The 23,894-nt window shown below is 69.9% G+C and carries 19 protein-coding genes; 17 read left to right on the top strand and 2 right to left on the bottom strand.

Annotation, left to right across the window (positions count from 1 at the left end):
- Positions 1–184: 184 nt before the first annotated feature.
- From U5K29_03000 to purD, 5 genes are all read left to right on the top strand, one after another.
- Entirely contained in the window at positions 185–2,068 is a 1,884-nt protein-coding gene (locus tag U5K29_03000; protein MDZ7677501.1) for a hypothetical protein, read from the top strand.
- Between the two features lie 499 nt (positions 2,069–2,567).
- Entirely contained in the window at positions 2,568–4,253 is a 1,686-nt protein-coding gene (locus tag U5K29_02995) for a hypothetical protein (GenBank protein MDZ7677500.1), read from the top strand.
- Positions 4,254–4,581: 328 nt separating this feature from the next.
- Positions 4,582–5,808, top strand: a complete 1,227-nt coding sequence (locus tag U5K29_02990) for a hypothetical protein (GenBank protein ID MDZ7677499.1) — start codon at positions 4,582–4,584, stop codon at positions 5,806–5,808.
- Between the two features lie 179 nt (positions 5,809–5,987).
- On the top strand, positions 5,988–7,268 hold the full coding sequence (locus U5K29_02985; GenBank protein ID MDZ7677498.1) for an adenylosuccinate synthase: 1,281 nt from the start codon (positions 5,988–5,990) through the stop codon (positions 7,266–7,268).
- A gap of 12 nt (positions 7,269–7,280) precedes the next feature.
- Entirely contained in the window at positions 7,281–8,525 is a 1,245-nt protein-coding gene (gene purD / locus U5K29_02980; GenBank protein MDZ7677497.1) for a phosphoribosylamine--glycine ligase, read from the top strand.
- A gap of 28 nt (positions 8,526–8,553) precedes the next feature.
- On the opposite strand, the gene U5K29_02975 is transcribed toward purD, so the two are convergent.
- Complete coding sequence (locus U5K29_02975; protein MDZ7677496.1) at positions 8,554–8,955, bottom strand: hypothetical protein; 402 nt, start codon at positions 8,953–8,955, stop codon at positions 8,554–8,556.
- A gap of 137 nt (positions 8,956–9,092) precedes the next feature.
- Between U5K29_02975 and purB the strand changes: the two genes are divergently transcribed.
- The 4 genes from purB to purQ are packed head-to-tail and all read left to right on the top strand — an operon-like array spanning position 9,093 to position 12,376.
- A complete protein-coding gene (gene purB, locus U5K29_02970) occupies positions 9,093–10,517 on the top strand; it encodes an adenylosuccinate lyase (protein ID MDZ7677495.1) in 1,425 nt (474 codons plus the stop codon).
- 5 nt (positions 10,518–10,522) lie between these two features.
- On the top strand, positions 10,523–11,434 hold the full coding sequence (locus U5K29_02965) for a phosphoribosylaminoimidazolesuccinocarboxamide synthase (protein ID MDZ7677494.1): 912 nt from the start codon (positions 10,523–10,525) through the stop codon (positions 11,432–11,434).
- Positions 11,435–11,438: 4 nt separating this feature from the next.
- A complete protein-coding gene (gene purS / locus U5K29_02960) occupies positions 11,439–11,699 on the top strand; it encodes a phosphoribosylformylglycinamidine synthase subunit PurS (GenBank protein MDZ7677493.1) in 261 nt (86 codons plus the stop codon).
- Entirely contained in the window at positions 11,696–12,376 is a 681-nt protein-coding gene (gene purQ, locus U5K29_02955) for a phosphoribosylformylglycinamidine synthase subunit PurQ (protein MDZ7677492.1), read from the top strand. Before purS ends, purQ begins: the two co-directional genes overlap by 4 nt.
- 39 nt (positions 12,377–12,415) lie before the next feature.
- On the opposite strand, the gene U5K29_02950 is transcribed toward purQ, so the two are convergent.
- The gene (locus U5K29_02950; protein ID MDZ7677491.1) at positions 12,416–12,811 is read right to left on the bottom strand and encodes a hypothetical protein; all 396 of its coding nucleotides are present in this window, start codon (positions 12,809–12,811) and stop codon (positions 12,416–12,418) included.
- 159 nt (positions 12,812–12,970) lie between these two features.
- On the opposite strand from U5K29_02950, the gene purL reads away from it, so the two are divergent.
- The 8 genes from purL to U5K29_02910 all read left to right on the top strand — a co-directional run bounded on the left by purL (position 12,971) and on the right by U5K29_02910 (position 23,875).
- The gene (gene purL / locus U5K29_02945; protein ID MDZ7677490.1) at positions 12,971–15,196 is read left to right on the top strand and encodes a phosphoribosylformylglycinamidine synthase subunit PurL; all 2,226 of its coding nucleotides are present in this window, start codon (positions 12,971–12,973) and stop codon (positions 15,194–15,196) included.
- Positions 15,197–15,243: 47 nt separating this feature from the next.
- Positions 15,244–16,815, top strand: coding sequence for an amidophosphoribosyltransferase (gene purF, locus U5K29_02940; protein MDZ7677489.1), 1,572 nt, complete (start codon positions 15,244–15,246; stop codon positions 16,813–16,815).
- Positions 16,812–17,882: a phosphoribosylformylglycinamidine cyclo-ligase gene (gene purM / locus U5K29_02935; GenBank protein MDZ7677488.1), complete on the top strand. Its 1,071-nt coding sequence runs from the start codon at positions 16,812–16,814 to the stop codon at positions 17,880–17,882. Before purF ends, purM begins: the two co-directional genes overlap by 4 nt.
- Before the next feature lie 42 nt (positions 17,883–17,924).
- A complete protein-coding gene (pyrE, locus tag U5K29_02930) occupies positions 17,925–18,494 on the top strand; it encodes an orotate phosphoribosyltransferase (GenBank protein ID MDZ7677487.1) in 570 nt (189 codons plus the stop codon).
- A gap of 51 nt (positions 18,495–18,545) precedes the next feature.
- A complete protein-coding gene (locus U5K29_02925; protein MDZ7677486.1) occupies positions 18,546–19,943 on the top strand; it encodes an NAD-dependent malic enzyme in 1,398 nt (465 codons plus the stop codon).
- Between the two features lie 79 nt (positions 19,944–20,022).
- Complete coding sequence (locus U5K29_02920; protein ID MDZ7677485.1) at positions 20,023–21,003, top strand: cation diffusion facilitator family transporter; 981 nt, start codon at positions 20,023–20,025, stop codon at positions 21,001–21,003.
- Positions 21,004–21,009: 6 nt separating this feature from the next.
- Entirely contained in the window at positions 21,010–21,579 is a 570-nt protein-coding gene (locus tag U5K29_02915) for a TMEM165/GDT1 family protein (GenBank protein MDZ7677484.1), read from the top strand.
- Between the two features lie 241 nt (positions 21,580–21,820).
- Positions 21,821–23,875, top strand: coding sequence for a molybdopterin cofactor-binding domain-containing protein (locus tag U5K29_02910; GenBank protein ID MDZ7677483.1), 2,055 nt, complete (start codon positions 21,821–21,823; stop codon positions 23,873–23,875).
- Positions 23,876–23,894: the final 19 nt, after the last annotated feature.

The raw sequence follows: 23,894 nt of genomic DNA, 5'->3' as shown, positions 1-23,894 counted from the left end.
GGGCCACGTCACCGCGCCACGACATAGCGGTGATTGGGGAAGTGACGATCCGTGGGCCGGTAGTTCTGGTCGCTGAGGCCCACGGGGAGCTAGAGCGAACCCGGCCCCTTCTTTCGAGGAGCCGGTGCATCCCCCGAGGCGGACCGGTTCCTCTGACGCCACGAAACAGAGGAGGCCACGTTCAATGAGTACGTCCCGCGCCCCTGGGTCCACGCGACCCCGGAGCAAGATCCTGAGCGGAGTCGGGCTCGTCCTGGCCCTGCTTGCCAGCCTGATCGCGTTCGCGCCCAGCGCATTCGCCCACCATGCAGAGATCACTGGCTCGGCCGAGTGCGACCCCGCTACGGGCGACTACATCGTTGACTGGGAGACCTCGTCGTGGAACCCCGGTGAGCCCTCCGGAATCCACGACGACATCCGGCCGAGGTACACCACCGATCCCGGCGCCGGTACGAACTGGAACAGCCTGAGCGGCTGGTCCAGTCCTGCGTTCGAGGGCGAGTTCACCGAGGAGGTTACTTCCTTCGGTGATTCGTTCACAGTGCCTGGCGACACGACCCACCTGCGGATCCGGTCTGTCGCCGTCGGCTCGTGGGCCAGCGGAAGTGGAGGCGACGACATCCGCATCACCGAGGTGTCCCTGGACGGTGACTGCAAGCAGGAGACCGCTCCGGTCGAGCCGACCGTGACCCCGTCCCAGCAGTGCGGCGTGGAGGGGACCTTCGAGATCCCCGATACCGAGGGCGTGCAGTACCTGCTCGACGGTGATCCGATCGAGGCGGGCATCTACGACGGTCCCGAATCGGGCACCCTCACCGCCGAGGCCGAGGCGGGCTACGAGCTGACGAATTCGCAGTGGTCGTTCCCGGTGGTCCTGCCCGCGGCCATCGACTGCACCGAGGCGACCCCGGTCGATCCGCAGGTGAGCGATGCGCCCCGATGCGACCTCCCCGGACAGGTGCACATCCTCTCCTCGCAGGGCGTCACCTACCTGCTCGACGGTGAGCCGATCGAGGCTGGCACCCATGACGGGCCGATCTCGGGAACTCTGACCGCCGTGGCGGACGAGGGCTTCGTGCTCGAGGACGAGAGCTGGAGCTACGAAATCGACGTCGCCGGCGTCGAGCCGTGCGACGACGCGGCTCCGGTGGCACCGGTTGTGAACCTGTCGGAGGCGTGTGAGGTCGAGGGCACGCTGGTGATCGACGACACCGAAGGTGTGACCTACTTCCTCGATGGCGACGAGATCGCTCCCGGGACCTATGACGGTCCACGCTCCGGCACTCTGACCGCCGTGGCGGACGAGGGCTACGAGCTCACCGAGGACGAGTGGAGCGAGGAGGTCGATCTTCCTGCCGCCGAGCCGTGCGACGACGCGGCTCCGGTGGCACCGGTTGTGAACCTGTCGGAGGCGTGTGAGGTCGAGGGCACGCTGGTGATCGACGACACCGAAGGTGTGACCTACTTCCTCAATGGCGACGAGATCGCTCCCGGGACCTATGACGGTCCACGCTCCGGCACTCTGACCGCCGTGGCGGACGAGGGCTACGAGCTCACCGAGGCCGAGTGGAGCGAGGAGGTCGATCTTCCTGCCGCCGAGGATTGCCCCCCGCCGCCCCCGCCCCCGGAGGACGATCCGGTGACCGCGGCTTCGGTCGACTACGTCTGTGACGCCGACGGCTCCGTGACGTTCTCGAGCACCGATGGTGCTTCGGACTTCGTCGTCGAGGTGGACGGCTCGGTCGTCTACGACCAGTCGCTCGAGGGCGAGGAGACCCTCCCGCTCACGATCGAGGGCACCACCAGCGTCATCGTCCGGGCCGACGGCGTCGTCCTGGTCAACGAGGACGTCGTGTTCGAGGCCTGCGACGACGGTGAGGTCGGGGGCATCGAAGAGGAAGCTCCCGAGGATGAGACCGTGGTCGAGGGCACCGACGAGGAGCCCCCGGCACCGGCTCCCGCCTCGCTGCCCCGCACCGGCATCTCCGCCGGCATCCTGGCCATGGTCGCCGCGCTGACCATGGGCTTCGGCGCCACCCTGCGTGCCGCCAGCCGCCGGCTCCGGTGATCTAGCAACCGATCATCTGAACGGCACGAGCGGAGGGTCCCCTTGGGGCCCTCCGCTCGTCGCGTGCGACGGCCTGGGTCCGACGGCCCATTTCGCATGGATTGGGACTCCCGGCTCATGCAGACGCGTTCGGTCATGCCAGTGCCGCAAGGTTCGCTGCGGCCCGTGAGGCGGGTGGGGTCCACGCTGGGTGGCGGCGTGAGTCCAGTCTCGACGCGAAGGGCGGCTTCTCGACCACCGATTGTGAGAACTTGATGGGTCGGACGACTCAGATCCACAGATTCTCTGGACATCTGCCACGTAGCGTGGTTACCTGAGTGCCACGTCACCGCGCCACGACATAGCGGTGACAGGGGAAGTGTCGATCCGTGGGCCGGTAGTTCTGGTCGCTGAGGCCCGCGGGGAGCTAGAGCGAACCCGGCCCCTTCTTTCGAGGAGCCGGTGCATCCCTGAGGCGGCTCGGCTCCTCTGACGCCACGCTACAGAGGAGGCCACGTTCATGAGTACGTTCCGCGCCCCCGGGTCCACGCGACCCCGGAGCAAGATCCTGAGCGGAGTCGGGCTCGTCCTGGCCCTGCTCGCCAGCCTGATTGCGTTCGCCCCCGCGGCATTTGCACACCACGCCAACCTGAGTGGCAGCTGGCAGTGCGACACGGACACGGGTGAGTACGTCGTCACCTGGACGATCCATCACCCCGACGAGTCGTGGAACGATCCCGTCGAGTCCTCCTACTCCGGTTGGCCGCCTCGCGCGACCGCCAAGGACATGGTGATCGATAGCACCGATCCGACCGTCTCGTTCAGCTCGACAACCCTTGCCCCTGGCGAGTCGGCAACCGCGACCCAACAGCTGGCCGGTTCGACCAGCGGCTGGCAGGAACTCGACGTGGATGTGCACTGGGAGTGGGAAGAGCGCGACTTTGGCGATCAGGACTACTACCCGGTTTCGGGCCACTATCGCACCGAGAGCGCCAAGGTCGAGCTCGACGGCGACTGCGACCAAGAGGTCATCCCTGAGGATCCCGAGGTGACGCTTTCGAAGGAGTGCGAGGTCCCGGACAAGCTGCACGTCCCCAATACCGAGGGTGTGACCTACTTGCTCGATGGTGATGACGTGAGCGGTGAGACCCTGGAGGGTCCGCTGTCCGGCACTCTGACCGCCGAGGCGGACGAGGGGTACGAGCTCACCGAGGAGTGGAGCTATCCCTTCGATCTCGGAGTCGGTGATCCTTGCCCCGAGGAGGTCACCCCTGAGGATCCCGAGGTGACGCTTTCGAAGGAGTGCGAGGTCCCCGACAAGCTGCACGTCCCCAATACCGAGGGCGTGATCTATCTCCTCGATGGTGATGACGTGAGCGGTGAGACCCTGGAGGGTCCGCTGTCCGGCACTCTGACCGCCGAGGCGGACGAGGGGTACGAGCTGACCGAGGAGTGGAGCTACCCCTTCGACCTCGGAGTCGGTGATCCCTGCCCCGAGGAGGTCACCCCGGTTGATCCTGAGGTGAACCAGTCCGAGCAGTGCGAGGTCGAGGGCACGCTGGTGATCCCTGATGTCGGAGGGGTGTTCTATCTGCTCGACACCGGCGAGGGACCCGAGAAGGTCGTGGGTGAGCTCACCGGTCCGATCAGCGGCACCCTGTCGGTCGAGGCCCAGGAAGGCCACGTCCTGGTGGGCGACGATGCCTTCCCGATGGAGATCGACATCGCTGCGGCCGAGGACTGCCCTCCGCCGCCTCCGCCCCCGGAGGACGATCCGGTGACCTCGGCGTCGCTGTCCTATGTCTGTGATGCCGACGGCACCGTGACGTTCTCGAGCACCGATGGTGCTTCGGACTTCGTGGTCGAGGTGGACGGCTCGGTCGTCTACGACCAGTCGCTCGAGGGCGAGGAGACCCTCCCGCTCACGATCGAGGGCACCACCAGCGTCATCGTTCGGGCCGACGGCGTCGTCTTGGTCAACGAGGACGTCGTGTTCGAGGCCTGCGACGACGGTGAGGTCGGGGGCATCGGTGAGGAAGCTCCCGGTGAGGAGACCGTGGTCGAGGGCACCGAGGAGGAGCCTCCGGCGTCGGCTCCCGCCTCGCTGCCCCGCACCGGCATCTCCGCCGGCATCCTGGCCATGGTCGCCGCGCTGACCATGGGCTTCGGCGCCACCCTGCGTGCCGCCAGCCGCCGGCTCCGGTGATCTAGCAACCGATCATCTGGACGAGCACGAGCGGAGGGTCCCCATGGGGCCCTCCGCTCGTCGCGTGCGACGGCGTGGGTCCGATGGCCCATTTCGCGCAGATTGGGACTCCCGGCTCATGCGGACGCACTCGGTGGCACGGATACTGCGCAGCGTGGTCAGGCCGGAACTGCGGTCTGACCAGAGCGGGAGGCAGCGATCCCACCGACTCTTTGGTCGCACACAGTCGGTGGGGGAGCCAGAGCGAACCCGGCCCGTATGCCACGCAAGCACTGGCCGGGTCCGTCGCGTTCGTGAGGTGCCCGGTCGAGCACGAGGAGACCGGAACATGCCCACCCCGAACCGAGGTCGCAGAGCGACGCTCTCGGCCATCATCACCCTGACCCTGTTCGCCGCCGCCCTCGCGGTCGCACCTGCCGCCACGGCTCAAGAGGCGCCGGAGGTCTGTACCGAGGACGTTCCCGCCCACGAGTGGCACGAGGTCCTCGAGGAGGAGACCACCGAGACCGAGTGGCGGTTCTTTCTCGATGGGCCGCCTCCTGGCGACGGCTGGTACGCGACTGGGGAGAGCGTCTTGGTCTTCCTCGAGTGGGAGCGCGTCGTGCCCGCCGAGTACGGCCCGCCGCAGTTCTTCGCGGTGGACGATCCGCCAGGTGACGGGTGGGAGCTCACCACCGATCCCGCCACCGACGGGACGGTGACGGTCGAGTACCCCTGTCCCGAGCAGCCCGCTGCGGAGGTCGAGGTCGCGACCGAGATCGACGTGGACTGCGATGCCGGCGAGAGCACCACGACCACCACCACCACCACCACCGAGTACGTGTGGAACCCCGACACCCAGGACTGGGAGCTCGGTGCACCGGTCGAGGATGTCCAGATCGAGACCGAGTCCTATGAGGGCGAGGAGTGCCCGCCCGAGCCCGAGGTGGTCGTCGAGACCAGCCACGGCCCGGTCGACTGCGAGGCCAGCACCCAGGAAGTCACCACGACGACGACCACGACCGAGTACGTGTGGAACCCCGACACCCAGGAGTGGGAGCCGGGCGATCCCGAGGTCGACGTGGCCACGGAGACAGTTCCGGTGATCGGAGCTCCCGAGTGCATCGACCCGTGCCTCGACGACCCGCAGCTGTGTGGACCTCCCGATCTGTGCGAGCTGAACCCCAGCCTCGAGGAGTGCCAAGAGGACGAAGGTGAGGGTGAAGAGGACGAGGGCCAGGAGGACGAAGGTGAAGAGGAGGACGAAGGTGAGGAGGACCAAGGCTCTGGCACCCCGACCATCACCGTGCCCCGTGACCCCGATGCCCCGGCGGATGAGGTGATCACCACGACCACGACCACCACAACGACCGAGCCCGACGACGAGGAGAGTGTGGTGCTCGGCACCGAGGTCGAGGCCGGTGCGGTCGAGCCCGAAGCTCCCAGCGGGGCTGCCAGCGATGGCGCCACCCTTCCCCGCACCGGTGCGAGCAGCCTGTCGTTGGCGCTCATGGCGCTCGGCATCCTCAGCGGCGGGTTCAGCTTCACCCAGTTCGCACGGCGCGGCGAGGGATAGCAGCACGCGGCCACCACGGCCGCACCAGATCCGGGGACGGGCGAACTCCCCGGTCTCCGGGAAGGGGGCAGCCAGGGTGCTGCCCCCTTCTCGCGTGCGCCCGCAAACGATTCCAGCCCCACCAGGCGGGGGCGGTACCATGTGACGTCACACCCGGCTGTTTCGAAAGAGAGATGCGCGTGCCAGCCACGGTTCTCGTCGGGTCCCAGTGGGGCGATGAGGGCAAGGGGAAGTTCACCGATCTCGTTGCCAAGGAGATGTCGATGGTCGTCCGCTACCAGGGCGGCCACAACGCGGGGCACACCATCGTCGTCGACGGTGAGTCCTTCGGCCTCCAGCTCGTCCCCAGCGGTGCCCTCTACGACCACATCGTCACCGTCATCGGCAACGGCGTCGTGGTCGATCCCAAGGTCCTGATCGCCGAGATGGACATGCTCGAGTCCAAGGGGATCAGCACGTCCAACCTCAAGCTCAGCGGCAACGCCCACCTGATCCTGCCCTACCACCAAGAGCTCGACATGTTGATCGAGCGTCGCCTGGGCCGCAACAAGCTGGGCACCACCAAGCGGGGCATCGGCCCGGCCTATGCCGACAAGTCGTCCCGGGTCGGCATCCGCGTCCAGGACCTGCTCGACCCCAAGATCTTCCGCGAGAAGCTCGAGCAGGTCCTCAAGGAGAAGAACTCGGTCCTGGCCAAGGTGTTCAACCGGCTGCCGGCCGATGCCGAGGCCATCGCCCACGACTACCTCGAGGTCTACCTGCCCCGACTCGAGCCCCACATCGCCGACACCGTCGGCCTGGTCCACGAGGCGCTCGAAGCCGGCCAGCACGTGCTGCTCGAAGGTGCCCAGGCCACCTTCCTCGACCTCGACCACGGCACCTATCCCTACGTCACCTCGTCCAACCCCGTCGCCGGCGGGGCCTGCACCGGGGCCGGCATCGGTCCCCGCCACATCGACCGGGTGATCGGCATCGGCAAGGCCTACGTCACCCGGGTCGGATCGGGACCGTTCCCCACCGAGCTGCTCGACGACCTCGGCGACACCATCGTCGAGAAGGGCCACGAGTACGGGGTCAACACCAAGCGCCGCCGCCGACCCGGCTGGTTCGACGCGGTGATGATGCGCCACGCCGTGCGCCTCAACTCCATGTCCGAGCTCGCCATCACCAAGCTCGACATCCTCGGGGGGCTCGGTCCGCTCAAGGTGTGCGTCGCCTACGACCACGAAGGCGAGCGCATCGAGGCGATGCCCTACCACCAGTCGGTGCTGCACAAGTGCACGCCGATCTACGAGGAGCTGCCCGGCTGGGACGAGGACATCAGCGGTGCCACCGAACGCCACCAGCTCCCCAAGACGACCCAGGCCTACCTCGACTTCCTGGAGGACCAGGTGGGGGTGCCCATCCGTCTGGTCGGGGTCGGTCCCGGCCGCGAGCAGTTCATCCACTACGCCGCCTGACCAGGAGGTCCCATGAAGGTCTGTGTCGTCGGCAACGGTGCTCGCGAGCACGTGCTGGCCGACGTGCTGGGCCGCACCGCCGAGGTCGTGGTCACCCCCGGCAACCCGCTCGTCCCCGGGTCCACCGACGCCCCGCCCGAGTCGATCGACGCCGACCTGTTCGTCGTCGGCCCCGAAGCACCGCTGGTCGACGGCCTGGCCGACCGGTTGCGGGCCCAGGGCAAGCTGGTGTTCGGGCCCGGCGCCGACGGCGCCCACCTCGAGGGCTCCAAGGCGTGGATGAAGGAGCTGGTCGCCGGCGCCGACGTCCCCACCGCCCGTCACCGCACCTTCGCCGACCGGGCCGGGGCCGAGGCGTTCCTCGACACCCTCGGCGACCTCTATGTCATCAAGACCGACGGGCTCGCCGCCGGCAAGGGCGTGCTCGTCACCGCCGACCGGGCCGAGGCGTCCGAGGCCGTTGCCGGCTACCTGTCGGGCGACCGCTTCGGCGACGCCGGGCGCACCGTGGTCATCGAGGAGGGCATGACCGGCCCCGAGCTGTCGCTGCTCGCCGTCTGCGACGGCCGGCGCGCGGTACCTCTCGCTCCCGCCCAGGACTACAAGCGGGCCTTCGACGACGACCGGGGGCCCAACACCGGCGGCATGGGCGCCTACTCACCGGTGCCGATCGTCGACGACGACCTGGTCGGCACCATCATGGATCGCTTCGTCGAACCGACCCTCGCCGTGCTCCGCGACCGTGGCATCGACTACCGGGGCGTGCTCTACGCGGGGCTCATGCTCACCCCCGAGGGACCCAAGCTGGTCGAGTACAACGTGCGCTTCGGTGACCCCGAGGCCCAGGTGGTGCTGCCCCGCTACGCCGGGGACCTCGCCGCCCTGCTGGCCGAGGCGGCGTCGGGCGAGCTGGCGACCGAACCCGCCTTCGTCGACGACGCCGCGGTCACCGTGGTCGCCGCCACCGAGGGCTATCCCACCTCACCCCGCACCGGTGACCGCATCGAGGGGATCGACCAGGCCGGGGCCATGGACGGCATCTCGATCTACGGTGCCGGGGTCGCTCGCGACGACGATGGGCACCTGATCACCGCCGGCGGCCGGGTCCTGTCGGTCACCGCGCTGGCGCCGACCCTCACCGAGGCGCGGGCCCGAGCCTACGACGCGGCCGACGCCATCTCCTGGCCCGGAAAGCACGCTCGCCGCGACATCGCCCTCGGCGCCGTTGCCGGGGCGGTCGTGGCGAGCGATGGGTGACGCGGTGAGCCTGGCCGAGCGGCCCGGCTCAGCTGGCCTGGCGCTCCGCGGGGCGCTCGATCGACCCGTCGTCGTTGATGGTGAACTCGAACTCGACCCCGGGGCCGCCCGGCGCCCCTGTGTTCGGCGAGTCGCTGACCGGCCTGGCGTCGTACAGCGCGTCGGTGGCGACCGAGCTGCGGGCCTTGGCGGCCAGCTTCTCGGCCCGCTTCTTGGCCTTCTCCTCGCGCTTGATCTCGCGCTTGGTCCGCACGACCGGGCGGGCTGCGGTCGATCGGATCCCCGCCGCGGTCAGCGCACAGTTCACACACAGCGGCGGCTTCTTCGGTCCGTGGGCGTACACGAGACAGTCGGCGCAGAAGTCGCCTCCGCAGTTGCGGCAGGTGGCGTCCTTGGCCTCGAAGACATGCTTGTCGCAGTGTCCGTCCATGGTGCTGGAACCTCAGATCGGTCGGGTGGAGCGCCATGTCGACGACGCTCGCCTTCTCTTCTGTTGTCGGCGGGGCCCCCAGCGCTCTTGATGGGCCGAATGGCACAATCGGAGCGACCCACGACAGGAGCGACCAGGTGGACGAGGTGATCCCCAACGTGTTGGCCGAGCGCTACGCCTCCGAGGCCATGCGCGCCATCTGGTCGCCGCGCAACAAGGTGGTGCTCGAGCGCCGCTTGTGGATCGCCGTGCTGCGGGCCCAGCGCGACCTCGGCGTCGAGGTGCCCGACGGGGTCATCGAGGACTACGAGGCCGTGGTCGACCAGGTCGACCTCGACTCGATCGACCGGCGCGAGTCGGTGACCAGACACGACGTGAAGGCGCGCATCGAGGAGTTCTGCGCGCTGGCCGGCCACGAGCACATCCACCGGGGCATGACCTCGCGCGACCTCACCGAGAACGTCGAGCAGCTCCAGGTGCGCCACGCGCTCACCCTGGTGCGCGACCGCCTGGTCACCACCGCCGTGCGTCTGGCCGAGCGGGCGACCGAGCACCGCGACACCGTCATCACCGGCCGCAGCCACAACGTGCCCGCCCAGGCCACCACCCTGGGCAAGCGGTTCGCCAACGCCGCCGAGGAGACCCTCGCCGCGCTCGACCGGGTCACCGACCTGCTGGCCCGCTACCCGTTGCGGGGCATCAAGGGCCCGGTCGGCACCCAACAGGACCAGATCGACGTGCTCGGCGACCCCGGCCTGGCCGTCGACCTCGAGTCGCGGGTCGCCACCCATCTGGGGTTCGAACAGGTGCTCACCGCCGTCGGCCAGGTCTATCCCCGTTCGCTCGATCTCGACGTGGTCTCGGCGCTGGTCCAGGCTGCCGCCGGACCGTCGTCGTTCGCCACCTCGATCCGGCTCATGGCCGGCCACGACCTGGTCACCGAGGGCTTCGCCGCCGGTCAGGTGGGCTCGTCGGCCATGCCGCACAAGATGAACACCCGGTCCTCCGAACGGGTCAACGGCCTGGCCGCCATCCTCTCGGGCCACCTCACCATGGTCTCGGCCCTGGCCGGCGACCAGTGGAACGAGGGCGACGTGTCGTGCTCGGTCGTGCGGCGGGTGGCGCTCCCCGACTCCTTCTACGCCCTCGACGGGCTGTTCGAGACCTTCCTCACCGTGCTCGACGACTTCGGCGCCTACCCGGCGGTCATCGAGGCCGAACTGGCCCGCAACCTGCCGTTCCTCGCCACCACCCGAGTCCTCACCGCCGCCGTCGACGCCGGGGTCGGGCGCGAGCACGCCCACGAGATCGTCAAGGAGCACGCGGTGGCCGCCGCCCTCGACCGGCGCGAGCGCCCCACCGAGGCCGCCGACCTGCTCGACCGCCTCGCCGCCGACGACCGGCTCGGGCTCGACGCCAGCACCGTCGCCAAGCTCGTCGCCGACCCGTTGTCGTTCACCGGTGCCGCCGGGACCCAGGTCGACGCCGTCGCCGATCGAGCCGCCCGCCTCGCCGCCGCCCACCCCGAGGCCGCGGCCTACCGCCCGGCACCGATCCGGTGACCACGATGCCGTCGCTCCCCGACCTGCCGCTGCCGCTGTTGCACGCGGGCAAGGTCCGGTCGGTGTACGACGCGGGTGACCGGAACCTGTTGCTGGTCGCCTCCGACCGCATCTCGGCCTTCGACGTCGTCATGGCCGAACCGATCCCCGACAAGGGGAGGGTGCTGACCGCCATGTCGGTCTTCTGGTTCGACGAGCTCGCCGACGTCGCGCCCAGCCACCTGGTGAGCACCTCGATCGACGACTTCCCCGCCGAGGCGCAGCGACCGGAGCTGGCCGGCCGGTCGATGCTGTGCCGGCGGGCCGACATGTTGCCGATCGAGTGCATCGTGCGCGGCTACCTGGCCGGCTCGGCCTGGAAGGAGTACCAGCGGCGGGGCACCGTCCACGGACGCCGACTCCCCGCCGGGCTCCGCGAGTCCGACCGGTTGCCCGAGCCGATCTTCACCCCTTCCACCAAGGCCGAGCTCGGCGACCACGACGAGAACATCAGCTTCGACCAGGCGATCGGCCTCGTCGGCGCCGAACGGGCCGAGGCGGCGCGGGCCATCTCGCTCGCCCTCTACGAGCGTGGCGCCGCCCTCGCGGCCGAGCGGGGCATCATCATCGCCGACACCAAGTTCGAGCTGGGCGTGGTCAGGGGCGAGCTGGTCGTGGCCGACGAGGTGCTCACCCCCGACTCGTCGCGCTTCTGGCCGGCCGACCAGTGGCAGCCCGGCACCACCCCACCTGCGTTCGACAAACAGCCCCTGCGCGACTGGCTCGAGACCCTCGACTGGGACAAGACCCCGCCCCCGCCGTCGCTCCCCCCCGAGATCGTCGCCGCCACCCGCACCCGCTACGTCGAGGCCTACGAGCGCATCAGCGGCCGCTCCCTCGCCGACTGGCCCGGTGCATCGACCGATGTGGGACGATGAAACCATGACGTTCGACGTGCAGATCGAGGTCCGTCTCCGTGCCGGTGTGGCCGACCCCGAAGGGGCCACCATCGAGCGTTCGCTCCCGGCCCTGGGGTTCGAGGGTGTGTCCGGGGTCCACGTGGGCAAGAGCATCCGCTTCACCCTCGACGCCGTCGATGAAGCATCGGCCAGGGCCGAGGTCACCGACATGTGCAACCGGTTCCTCACCAACCCGGTGATCGAGGACGCCAACATCACCGTCACCGCCGCGGCCACCGCATGAGTGCACGGGTCGGGGTCGTGCTGTTCCCGGGCTCGAACTGCGAGCTCGACGTCGTCGAAGCGGTCGGGATGCTCGGTGGCAGCGGCGAGATCCTCTGGCACGGCGACCGCTCCCTCGGCGGGGTCGATGCCGTGGTGGTCCCCGGCGGGTTTGCCCATGGCGACTACCTGCGCCCCGGCGCCATCGCCCGCTTCTCGCCCATCATGGATGCAGTATCGAACTTCGCCCGCGACGGTGGACCCGTCGTCGGGGTCTGCAACGGGTTTCAGGTCCTCACCGAGGCCGGAATGCTGCCCGGTGCGTTGCAGAAGAACCGAGGTCTCAAGTTTCTGTGCGGACCGTCACGGCTTCGGGTCGACTCGAGCGACTCGGTGCTCACGAGCGGAATCGAGCCGGGCACCGAGCTGGTCGTTCCCATCAACCACTTCGAGGGAAACTACACCTGTTCACCCGAAACCCTGGCCGAGCTGCACGGCGATGACCGAGTGGTGCTGCGCTATGTCGACAACCCCAACGGGTCGGTCGACGACATCGCGGGGATCTGCTCGGCCGGCCGCAACGTGGTCGGTCTCATGCCACACCCGGAGCGAGCCATGCTCGAGATCCTCGGCTCGGTCGACGGTCGGCGGCTGTTCGCGTCGCTGCTCGACGCCGCTGCCCACCCCCGAGCCGCCTGAGACAGCCGACCCGCGACCGGACCGGACAGCGGATGCGGGTCAGGTGCGGCCGCGGGTGATCCCGGCGTCGCGCAAGGTCGCCGCCGGCACACCGACGGCGCGGAACGCCTCATAGGAGATTGCCTTGCGTTCGGCATAGGGCTTGGCCGCCTTCACGAACTCGGATTCGAGCTCGGTGAGGTCGACCTTGTTGGTTCCGGCATCGAGCTCGGACTGCAGATTCATCCGTTCCTGGGTCAGTTCGAGACGCTTGACCGGATCGGCATCGGCCAGCTCCACATCGATGCGTTCGAGACGCTTCTTGATGGATTCGGGGGTGCGCTTGCGCCCTCTCTTGGGTTTGTGAGCTTCCAGCGCCTCCAGATAGCGACGAACTGCGCGCCCCTGTGCTCGTCCTTCTGCGAGAGCAGCTTTGTGCTCGTCGGTCATCTCCATCTTGCGCTTCTTGTTGGTAGGCATCACCCGATAGAAGACCACGAAACCGTGCGATGTTCAAGCCACCGATTCCACGGCCATAGAGCGATGAGCTGCAGGTAGGCGCCGGGCCATTGTCGGCGTCCACCGGCCCGGGCGGTCGCGGGTACCGTTCAGGACATGAGCGAGCCCCTTCACCGATCACTCGGGTTGACCGACGACGAAGCGGCCGAGATCGAGCGCATCCTCGGTCGGGTCCCCAACTCGCTCGAGCTGGCCATGTACGCCGTGATGTGGTCCGAGCACTGCTCGTACAAGTCGTCCCGGGTCCATCTCGGGCGTCTCCCCAGCGAGGGCGAGGCGGTGCTGGTGGGCCCCGGCGAGAACGCCGGTGTCGTCGATGTCGGCGACGGCATCGCGGTGGCGTTCCGCATCGAGAGCCACAACCACCCGTCGGCCATCGAGCCCTACCAGGGTGCGGCCACCGGTGTCGGCGGCATCCTGCGCGACATCTTCACCATGGGGGCGCGCCCCATCGCCTTGATGGACCCGCTCCGGTTCGGTCCCCTCGACGACGCCCGCAGCCGCTGGATCGCCGAAGGTGTGGTCAGCGGCATCTCCGGCTACGGCAACTCGGTCGGGGTCCCCACCGTCGGCGGCGAGACCGTCTTCGACCCCACCTACACCGGCAACCCCCTCGTCAACGTGCTGTGCCTGGGCATCCTCCCCGTCGAGCGACTCGTGCTCGGCCAGGCCACCGGGGCCGGCAACCTGGCGATCCTGCTCGGGAACTCCACCGGCCGCGACGGGATCGGCGGAGCCAGCGTGCTGGCCTCGGCCGGGTTCTCCGACACCGACGCCGACAAGCGGCCCAGCGTGCAGGTCGGCGACCCGTTCGAGGAGAAGCGCCTCATCGAGGCCTGCCTCGAACTGCTCGACTCGGGACTGGTCGTCGGCATCCAGGATCTCGGCGCGGCCGGCCTGTCGGGCGCGACCTCCGAGACCGCCTCCCGTGGAGGGATGGGAATGGACGTCGACCTGTCGGCCATCCCGATCCGAGAGGCCGACATGGAGCCCTTCGAGATCATGACCAGCGAGTCCCAGGAGCGCATGCTGGCCATCGTCGAACCGGCCAACGCCGATCGGGTGATGGCGATCTGCACCCGGTGGGAGATCCAGTCGAGCGTCATCGGCCGGGTCACCGACCCCGACCCCGACAGCGGCGGCACCGGGTGGCTCCGGATCCTCGACGGCTTCGAGGGTCCCGAGCTGGCGAAGATCCCCGCCTCCTCGCTGCACGACGCCGCCCCCAAGTACCACCGGCCCCTCGCTCCGCCCGCCGACCTCGACCAGCGCCGGGCCGACAGCCCGAGCCGCGTGCCGCCACCCGACGACGTGGGCACCGACCTGCTCGCCATGCTGGCCGACACCTCGTGGGTGTGGTCCCAGTACGACCACCAGCTGTTCCTCAACACCGTGGTCGCCCCCGGCGGCGATGCCGCGGTGCTCCGGCTCAAGCACCCCACCAGCGGCGACGACACCGGTCGGGGCCTCGCCCTCACCACCGACGGCAACCACCGCTGGTGCGCCGTCGACCCCCGGGCGGGCACGGCCAACACCGTGGCCGAATCGGTGCTCAACCTGGCCATGGTGGGGGCGCGACCGCTGGCGCTGGTCAACTGCCTCAACTTCGGCAACCCCGAGCACCCCGAGGTCATGTGGCAGCTCTCCGAAGCCGTCGACGGGATGGCCGAGGCCTGCGGTGCCTTCGGGATCCCGGTGGTGGGCGGCAACGTCAGCCTCTACAACGAGTCCAGCGGCACCAACATCGATCCCACCCCCATCCTCGGCGTGCTCGGCATCATCGACCTGCTCGACGCCCGACCGCCGGGCGTGGGCCTGGTCGAGGGCGGACGGATCGTCATGCTCGGCGAACCATCGTCCGAGCTGGCCGGCTCCCGCTGGGCCTTCGATCGCGGCCACCACGGCGGCACCCTCGCTGCGGTCCACACCGGCGCCCACGCCACGCTGGCATCGCTCGTGCACGACCTCGTCGCCGGGGGCCTGGTGCTCGGCGGCCACGACGTGTCCACCGGCGGGTTGGGCGTGGCCCTGACCGAGATGGCGGTGTCGTCGGGGGTCGGGTTCAACGTCGCCCGCATCGCCGATCACGCCGAGCTGTTCTCGGAGGCACCGTCACGAGCGGTGCTCTGTGTCGCCGCCGAGGACCTCACCACCGTCGAGTCCGCGGCGAACACGGCGGGGGTCCCGATCAGCCGTCTCGGTGTCGCCACCGGCGACCGTCTCAAGGTCAAGGATCTGCTCGACGTCGGCCTCGACGACGCCACCCGCGCCTGGCACGACCGGCTCCCCGAGGCGCTCGGATCGGGCACCACCCAGGGCTGATCGCCCGGGTTCACCGGTTGGGGCTCCGGACCCCTACGATGGGGGATGTGGCCGACCCCGACGCCGACCTCGACGCCGCTGCGGACGTCGACGACGACTCGCCGAAGGAGGCATGCGGGGTCTTCGGGGTGTACGCCCCCGGACAACCCGTCGCCCACCTGACCTACCTCGGCTTGTTCGCCCTGCAGCACCGTGGCCAGGAGTCGGCGGGCATGGCGGTGTCGGACCGCGACACGATCACCGTGGTCAAGGAGATGGGTCTGGTCTCCAACGCCTTCGACGAACGCACCCTGGCCGCGCTCTCCGGCGACCTGGCGATCGGACACACCCGCTACTCCACCACCGGCTCGAGCACCTGGCGCAACTCCCAGCCGTCGTTCCGCGACGTCGGCAGCCTCAGCTTCGCGCTGGGCCACAACGGCAACCTGGTCAACACCCGCGAGCTGGCCGACGAGGCCGGCATGTTGCCCGGAGCGGTGGCCAGCGACACCGACGTCATCGCCGAGCTGCTCGCCATCGAGCTCGGCAAGGAGGGCGCCTCCGCGTCGCTCGAGACCGCGCTGGCCGAGGTCCTGCCCCGCCTCGAGGGCGCGTTCTCGCTCACCCTGAGCGACGCCAGCCGGATCTACGGCGTCCGCGACCCCCACGGCTTCCGCCCGCTGTGCCTCGGTCGCCTCGACGACGGGGGGTGGGTGCTCGCCTCCGAGAGCCCCGCGCTCGACATCATCGGAGCCGCGTTCATCCGCGAGCTCGACCCCGGCGAGCTGGTCGTCATCGATGAGACCGGACCCCGTTCGGTCCACCCGTTCGGGGCCGAGCGCGTCGACCCCAAGCTCTGTCTGTTCGAGTTCGTGTACTTCTCGCGCCCCGATGCCCGGCTCTACGGTCGCAGCGTCCACCAGACCAGGGTCCACATGGGCCAGCAGCTCGCCGACCAGCTGCCGGTCGAGGCCGACATGGTCATGGGCGTGCCCGAGACCGCGCTGCCTGCCGCCGAGGGATATGCCCTGCGGGCCGGGATCCCCTATGGCCAGGGCCTGGTCAAGAACCGCTACATCGGCCGGACCTTCATCGCCCCCAGCCAGGAGATGCGGGCCCAGGCGGTGCGCATGAAGCTCAACCCGCTGCGCGAGAACATCGAGGGCAAGCGCGTGGTCGTCATCGACGACTCGGTCGTGCGGGGCACCACCACCCGCGCCATCGTCAAGATGCTGCGCGAGGCCGGCGCCACCGAGGTCCACCTGCGCATCTCGTCGCCGCCGTATCGCTGGCCGTGTTTCTACGGCATGGACACCGGCACTCGCGGCGAGCTGCTGGCGGCCAACCTGACCGTGGAGGAGATCCGCGACTATCTCGACGCCGACACCCTCGCCTACCTGTCGCTCGACCGTCTGATCACCGCCATCAACGACGCCGGACCGGCCCAAGCCGGCTTCTGCGACGCCTGCGTCACCGGCGACTACCCCACCGAGATCCCCGTCGACCTCGGCAAGGCCGTGCTCGAAGGCAACCTCGACGTCCCCGCCGACACTCGGGGCAAGCTCCACCGCGACGACCACATCCTGCCCGCCGACGAGGCCGGGGCCGCCAGCGCACGCCTGGGCAGGACCGCGAGTTGAGCACCAGCACCCCACCAACCGAACCTCCCGTCGAACCGGGCGAGACCTACGCCGGGGCCGGGGTCGACATCGCGGCCGGCGAGCTGGCGGTCGAGCGCATCAAGGACAAGGTCCGCTCCACCTTCCGCCCCGAGGTCGTCGGCGACATCGGCGGCTTCGGCGGGCTCTTCGAGTTCCCCCAACACCGGTTCCGCCACCCGGTCATGGTCTCGGCCACCGACGGCGTGGGCACCAAGGCGCTCATCGCCCAACAGCTCGGCCGCTTCGACAGCATCGGCGTCGACCTGGTGGCCATGTGCGTCGACGACATCGTCTGCCAAGGCGCCGAGCCCCTGTTCTTCCTCGACTACATCGCGGTGGGGCGACTCGATCCCGATCACATCGAGTCGCTCGTCGAAGGTGTGGCCGAGGGGTGCCGCACCGCCGGGTGCGCGCTCATCGGCGGCGAGATGGCCGAGCACCCCGGAGCCATGGAACCGGGCGAGTTCGACCTCGTCGGCTTCGCCGTCGGTGTGGCCGAGCGAGACCAGATCATCACCGGCGACCACGTCGCTCCCGGCGACCGTCTCATCGGCATCCCGTCGCCCAACCTGCGCTCCAACGGCTACTCGCTCGCCCGTCGGGTGCTGCTCGAGCACCAGGGTCGGTCCCTCGACGAGCCCGCGTGGGACGGCGCGCACCACAGTCTCGGCGACGAGCTGCTCGCCCCGTCGGTCATCTACGCCCCCGCCATCCGCGACCTGCTGCGTGTGGTCGACGTCCGCGGTGTTGCCCACATCACCGGAGGCGGCATCACCGGCAACCTGCCCCGAGCGCTGGGCACCGACAACGACGCGGTGATCGACCGCTCCACGTGGGAGACGCCCCCGATCTTCGGCGAGATCCAGCGCGCCGGCCGCGTTGCTCCCGACGAGATGGTGCGGACCTTCAACATGGGCCTCGGCATGGTGGTCGCCGTCCCCGCCGACGACGCGCACAAGACCCTCGACGTGTTGCGCACCGCCGGCCATCGCGCGGTCGAGATCGGCGACGTCGAGCACGGCGACGGTCAGGTCAGGTTCGTCTGAACCTCTCGGCAACGGCAGGTGGCGGGGGGTAGGTTCGGGTTCATGGCCGACTCCACTGGTGAAACCGATCCCCGAGCAGCACTGATCGAGCACCTGCTCGAGCACTCGGTCCGGCGTGGCGACTTCGTCCTCAAGTCGGGCAAGGCCACCAGCTGGTTCATCGATTCCAAACAGACTGCGTGTCGCCCCGACGGCATCCTCCTGGTCGCCGACGCCGTGCTCGCCTTGTTGCCACAGAGCATCACCGCCATCGGCGGCCTCACCGCGGGCGCCGATCCTGTGGCCTTCGGCGTGGCCGCGGTGGCCGCCACCAAGGGGCGCGAGCTGCGGTCGTTCAGCATCCGCAAGGAGGACAAGGACCACGGTGTCACCGGACGGCTGGCGGGAGCGCTCGAACCCGGCGACCACGTCGTCATCGTCGAGGACACCGTCACCCGCGGCTCGTCGCCGCTGGAGGCGGCCCGGGTCGTGCGAGAGCTGGGAGCCGAACCCGTCCTCATCATGCCGATCGTCGACCGGGGCGGCACCTGTGGCGACCTGGCCGCCGCCGAGGGGATCGAGTTCCTCCCGCTGGTGACCGCTCCCGACCTCGGGTTCTCCTACGAGGACTGACACCGCTATCGGTTGGGGCCGGAGGCGGCGCGGCCGGTACCGTTGCACGCCATGGCCAACACCGCTGCGTACTCGCTGAAGATCCGCGTCCGGCTCAACAACCGGCCCGGCGCGCTGGGTGAGCTCGCCACCGCGATCGGCGCAGCGGGAGCCAACATCGTCGGCCTCGAGGGCTTCGAGGCCAAGGCCAGGCACCTGGTCGAGGACATCGTGGTCAACTGCGGTGACGAGACCCATCAGGGGAAGGTGCTCGACGCCATCCGCGGGCTCGACAACATCGAGCTGATGGCGTGGGAGGACCGCACCTTCGCCATGCACGAGGGCGGCAAGATCGAGGTGCTGCCCCTCGCCCCGGTGCTCGACAACGAGGACCTGTCGATGGCCTACACGCCGGGCGTGGCCCGGGTCTGCACCGCCATCCACGACGACCCCCGTCGCTCCCACGACCTCACCATCCGTCAGAACACGGTCGCCATCGTCACCGACGGCACCGCGGTGCTCGGCCTCGGCGACATCGGGCCCGCCGCCGCCATGCCGGTCATGGAGGGCAAGGCGCTGCTGTTCAAGGCCTTCGCCGGGGTCGACGGCTTCCCCATCTGCCTCGACATCGACGACGCCGACGAGCTGGTCGAGACGGTCGAGCGGCTCGCGCCGACCTTCGGTGGCATCAACCTCGAAGACATCGCCGCGCCGCGCTGCTTCGAGGTCGAGGACCGGCTCAAGGCCAGCCTCGACATCCCGGTCTTCCACGACGACCAGCACGGCACCGCGGTGGTGGTGCTCGCCGCGCTCGAGAACGCCCTGCGGCTCACCGGCAACAGGATGGAGGACCTGCGGGTGGTCATCGCCGGTGTCGGCGCCGCCGGGGTCGCCATCGGCAAGATCCTGCTGTCGGCCGGGGTCGCCGAGGTGATCGGCACCGACCGCCAAGGGGCCATCTGGGAGGGTCGCGACAACCTCAACGTGGCCAAGCAGTGGTTCGCCGAGAACACCAACCCCGACCGTCGTACCGGCACCCTCGGCGAGATCATGGAGGGCACCGACGTCTTCGTCGGGGTCAGCGGTCCGGGACTGATCACCGCCGCCGACCTGCGGACCATGGCCCCCGACCCGATCGTGTTCGCCCTGGCCAACCCCGAACCCGAGATCCGTCCCGAGGCCGCCGACGGTCTGGCCCGGGTCATCGCCACGGGGCGCAGCGACTACCCCAACCAGATCAACAACGTGCTGGCGTTCCCCGGCATCTTCCGCGGCGCCCTCGACGCCCACGCCCACTCGATCACCGAGGGCATGAAGCTGGCGGCGGCCAAGGCCATCGCCGAGTCGGTCAGCGACGACGAGCTCGACACCGAGATGATCGTGCCGTCGGTGTTCGACCGCACCGTCGCCGTCGAGGTCGCCCGCGCCGTGGCCGCGGCCGCGATCGACGAGGACGTCGTCCGCAAGTAGTCGCCGGCCGGGAGCGAGAGCGGGACTCAGACTCGCTCTCTCGTTGCGCATCGCGACGAGCCCGGCGCAGGCTGGACACGTGGGAAACGACCACGCGCACCCCTCACCTTCGACCACGGCCCGGCTCGCCCCCGCCGGGGCGGTGCTGATCGCGCTCGCCGCCAACACCGTGCTGGCGGTGGCCCAGGTCGTCTTCGGGCTGCTGCTCGGATCGATCGCCCTGATCGCCGACAGCGTCCACCAGATCACCGACGTGGTCGGCCTGGGCATCGCGCTGGTCGCCATCCGCCTCGCCGCATGGGGGGTCACCCGCCGCAACACGTGGGGCTGGGGACGAGCCGACGTGCTCGGCGCCCTGTTCAGCGCGGTGTTGCTGTTGGGTTCGTCGGTGTGGATCGTGATCGAGGCGACCCGGCGCCTGCTGGAACCCGCCGAGGTCCACGGTTGGGGGGTCATCGTCCTGGCGGTCGTCGGCCTGGTGGTGAACTCGTCGTCGGCGATGCTCCTCGCCCGGGTCTCGGGAGGCCTCGCCACCCGCGCCGCGGTCGTTCACCTGGTGGGCGACGCCGCCGGCTCGGCCGGTGTGCTGGTGGCCGGTGCGGCGGTGCTGGTGGCCGACGCCGCCTGGGTCGACCCCGCGGTTGCTGTCGCCATCGCCCTGTGGGTGGCCTGGAGCGGCTGGCAGCTGCTGCGGTCCTCCACGCGGGTGCTCATGCATGTCGTGCCTCCCGAGGTCGAGACCGCCGACGTCGCCGACACCCTCGAATCGGTCGAGGGGGTGACCGCGGCCCACCACCTGCACCTGTGGGAGCACGTGCCCGGTGACCTCTCGCTCTCGGCCCACCTCGAGGTGGAGGGGACCATGGAGGTGCACGAGTCCCAGACCCTGCTCGACGAGGTTCGCCGGCGCCTCCACGACCGCCACGGGATCGACCACACCACCTTCGAGGTCGAGTGTCACCCCTGCGACGATCTCGTGCACGGCGAGACCCCCGACAGCGGTACCGTGTCCGAGAAGGACGAGCAGCCCACCTCGACCGGTGGCTCCGATCACCGATAGAGGTACGTGGAAGCAGTCGTCATCGCCGCCGCCGTGGTGTTCCTGGCCGAGTTGGGGGACAAGACCCAGCTCGTGGCAGCCAGTCTCGCCACCCGCCATCCGCCGCTGCTGGTGCTGGGCGGCATCGCCGTGGTGTTCGCCATCACCCAGGGCTTCGCCGCGCTCGCCGGCGGGCTCCTCGGTGCCGCCCTGCCCGAGACCGCCATCGGCATCGGCGCCGCGATCATCTTCTTCGGGTTCGCCGTCTGGACCTGGCGCGACATCGACGACGATGACGACGAGCTCCTCGGCACCGGCACCGGACCCGGGTTGCGGGCCCTGGTCACGATCATCGTCGCCATGACCGTGGCCGAGATGGGCGACAAGACCATGCTGGCCACCACCACCCTTGCCGCCGATGGCGACCCGCTCCTGACCTGGCTCGGTGGCACGGTGGGAGCCACCGCATCGTCGGGGCTGGGGGTCGTGGTCGGCGCCATGCTCGGCACCCGGCTGCCCGAGCGGACCACCAAGCGGATCGCCGCCGGGCTCTTCGCGGTGTTCGGGCTGCTGTTGCTCGTCGACGCCCTGCGCTGACCCGGTACCGTCGGGTCCATGCCGCTGCTCGGAACCGCCGTCCACCGAGTCGAGGACCCGCACCTGCTCACCGGTCAGGGTGCCTTCGTCGCCGACCTCGACCTTCCCGGTGTCCTCACCGTCGGCTACGTCACCTCCACCGTCGCCCACGGGCGCATCGTCGAGATCGACGTCGACGACGCCCGGTCGGCTCCGGGGGTGGTCGACGTGGTCACCGGCGCCGACCTCGACCTCGAGCCGCTTGCCCCCGCTGTTCCCGTTCGTCCCCGACACCATGGTCCGCCCCCTGCTGGCCACCGACACCGTCCGCTACGCCGGCGAGCCGGTGGTGGCCATCGTCGGCGAGTCGGCGGCCGCGGTGGCCGATGCCGCCGAAGCGGTCGTGGTCGACATCGAGCCGCTGCCGGCGGTGGTCAGCGCGGCCGACGCGCTCACCGATGAGGTGGTCCTGTTCCCCGCCGCCGGGACCAACCTCGCCGGCCGGCGCAGCGGTGGCGCCGACGAGGAGCTGCCCTTCGACGACTGCGAGGTCGTGGTCGAGGCCGTCTTCGAGAACCAGCGCCTGGCCCCGTGTCCGATCGAGACCAGGGTCGCGGCCGCCGAGTGGACCGCTGACGGGCGTCTGCTCTACCACGCGGCCTGCCAGGGGGCCCATCCGATCCGGGCCCAGCTCGCCTCCACCTACGGGCTCGATCCATCCGAGATCAGGGTCGTCACCCGCGACGTCGGGGGCAGCTTCGGGGCCAAGGCCAGGGCCTACCCCGAGGAGCTGCTGCTGCCGCTGCTGGCTCGCCGCGCCCGCCGTCCGGTGCGGTTCGTGCCCGATCGGTCGGCCGACATGGTCGGGCTCGGCCACTCGCGGGCCCAGCGCCAGACGGTTCGCATCGGCGGCGACCGCGACGGCACCATCCGTTGCCTCGACGCCCACATCCTCTCCGACGCCGGTGCCTATCCCGTGGTCGCTCCCAACATGATGAACAACACGGGCGTGCTGATGCCGGGCCCCTACCGGGTCGAGCACGTGCGGTACCGGGCCGACTGCGTCGTCACCAACACCACCCCGGTGGTCGCCTACCGCGGGGCCGGCCGTCCCGAATCCGGTGCCCTGGTGGACCGGGCGGTCGATCGATTCGCCGCCGAGATCGGCATGGACGCCGTCGAGGTGCGCGAGCGGAACCTGTTGCGACCCGACGAGTTCCCGTGGTCGAGTCCCACCGGCCTCACCTACGACTCCGGCGACTACCAGCAGGCCCTCGACCTGGTGCGGGCCGAGGTCGGCTACGACGCGCTGCGCTCCGAGCAGGCGCGCCGACGCGAGGCCGGCGACCGCCGGGCCCTGGGTGTCGGGTGGTCGGTCTTCGTCGACCGCACCGCAGGGGTCAAGGGCAGCGAGTACGGCTCGGTCGAGCTGCGCCCCGACGGCAGCTTCCTCGTGCTCACCGGATCGTCACCTTACGGGCAGGGCCACCACACGGCCTGGGCGATGCTGGTGGCCGACCGGACCGGCGTGTCCCTCGACCGCATCGAGGTGGTGCACGGCGACACCGATGTCGTGCCCCGAGGCGGGATCACCGGGGGCTCCCGGTCCGCCCAGAAGGCCGGCATGGCCGTCGCCGAGGCCACCGACGAGCTGGTCGACCAGGCCCGCCGGCGCGCAGCCGACCTGTTGGAGGCCGCCGCCGCCGATGTGGTGCTCGACGCCACCACCGGCAGCTTCCACGTGAGCGGTGCCCCCGGCGCCCGCTCGGTCGCCTGGACCGACGTCGCCGACGCCATCGCCGCCGACCCCGAGCCCGACCCGCTGCGGTGCGAGTCCGACTTCACCGGCGAGGGACCCACGTTCCCGTTCGGGGTCTACGCGGCCGTGGTCGAGGTCGACACCGAGACCGGCCGGGTCGATCTGCGACGGCTGGTCACCGTCGACGACGCGGGTACCGTGCTCAACCCCATGCTGGCGTTGGGTCAGGTGCACGGCGGGATCGCCCAGGGGATCGCCCAGGCGCTGTTCGAGGAGTTCACCTACGACGACGACGGCAACCCCCTCACCACCAACTTCGCCGACTACGGCATCCCCACCGCGGCCGACCTCCCCTGGTTCGAGTCACAGCTCACCGAGACGCCTTCGCCCAACAACCCGCTGGGGTTCAAGGGCATCGCCGAGTCGGGCACCATCGGCGCCCCGCCCGCGATCCAGAACGCCGTCGTCGACGCCGTGTCCCACCTCGGTGTCGGCCACATCGACATGCCCACCACCCCCGAACGTGTGTGGCGCGCCATCGCCATCGCTGCCCGCTGACCCCGCCGTCGCCTCCACC

This window comes from Acidimicrobiales bacterium, from assembly GCA_034521975.1.
GTDB lineage: Bacteria > Actinomycetota > Acidimicrobiia > Acidimicrobiales > SKKL01 > SKKL01.
This window is presented reverse-complemented; position numbering and strand designations above follow the sequence as displayed.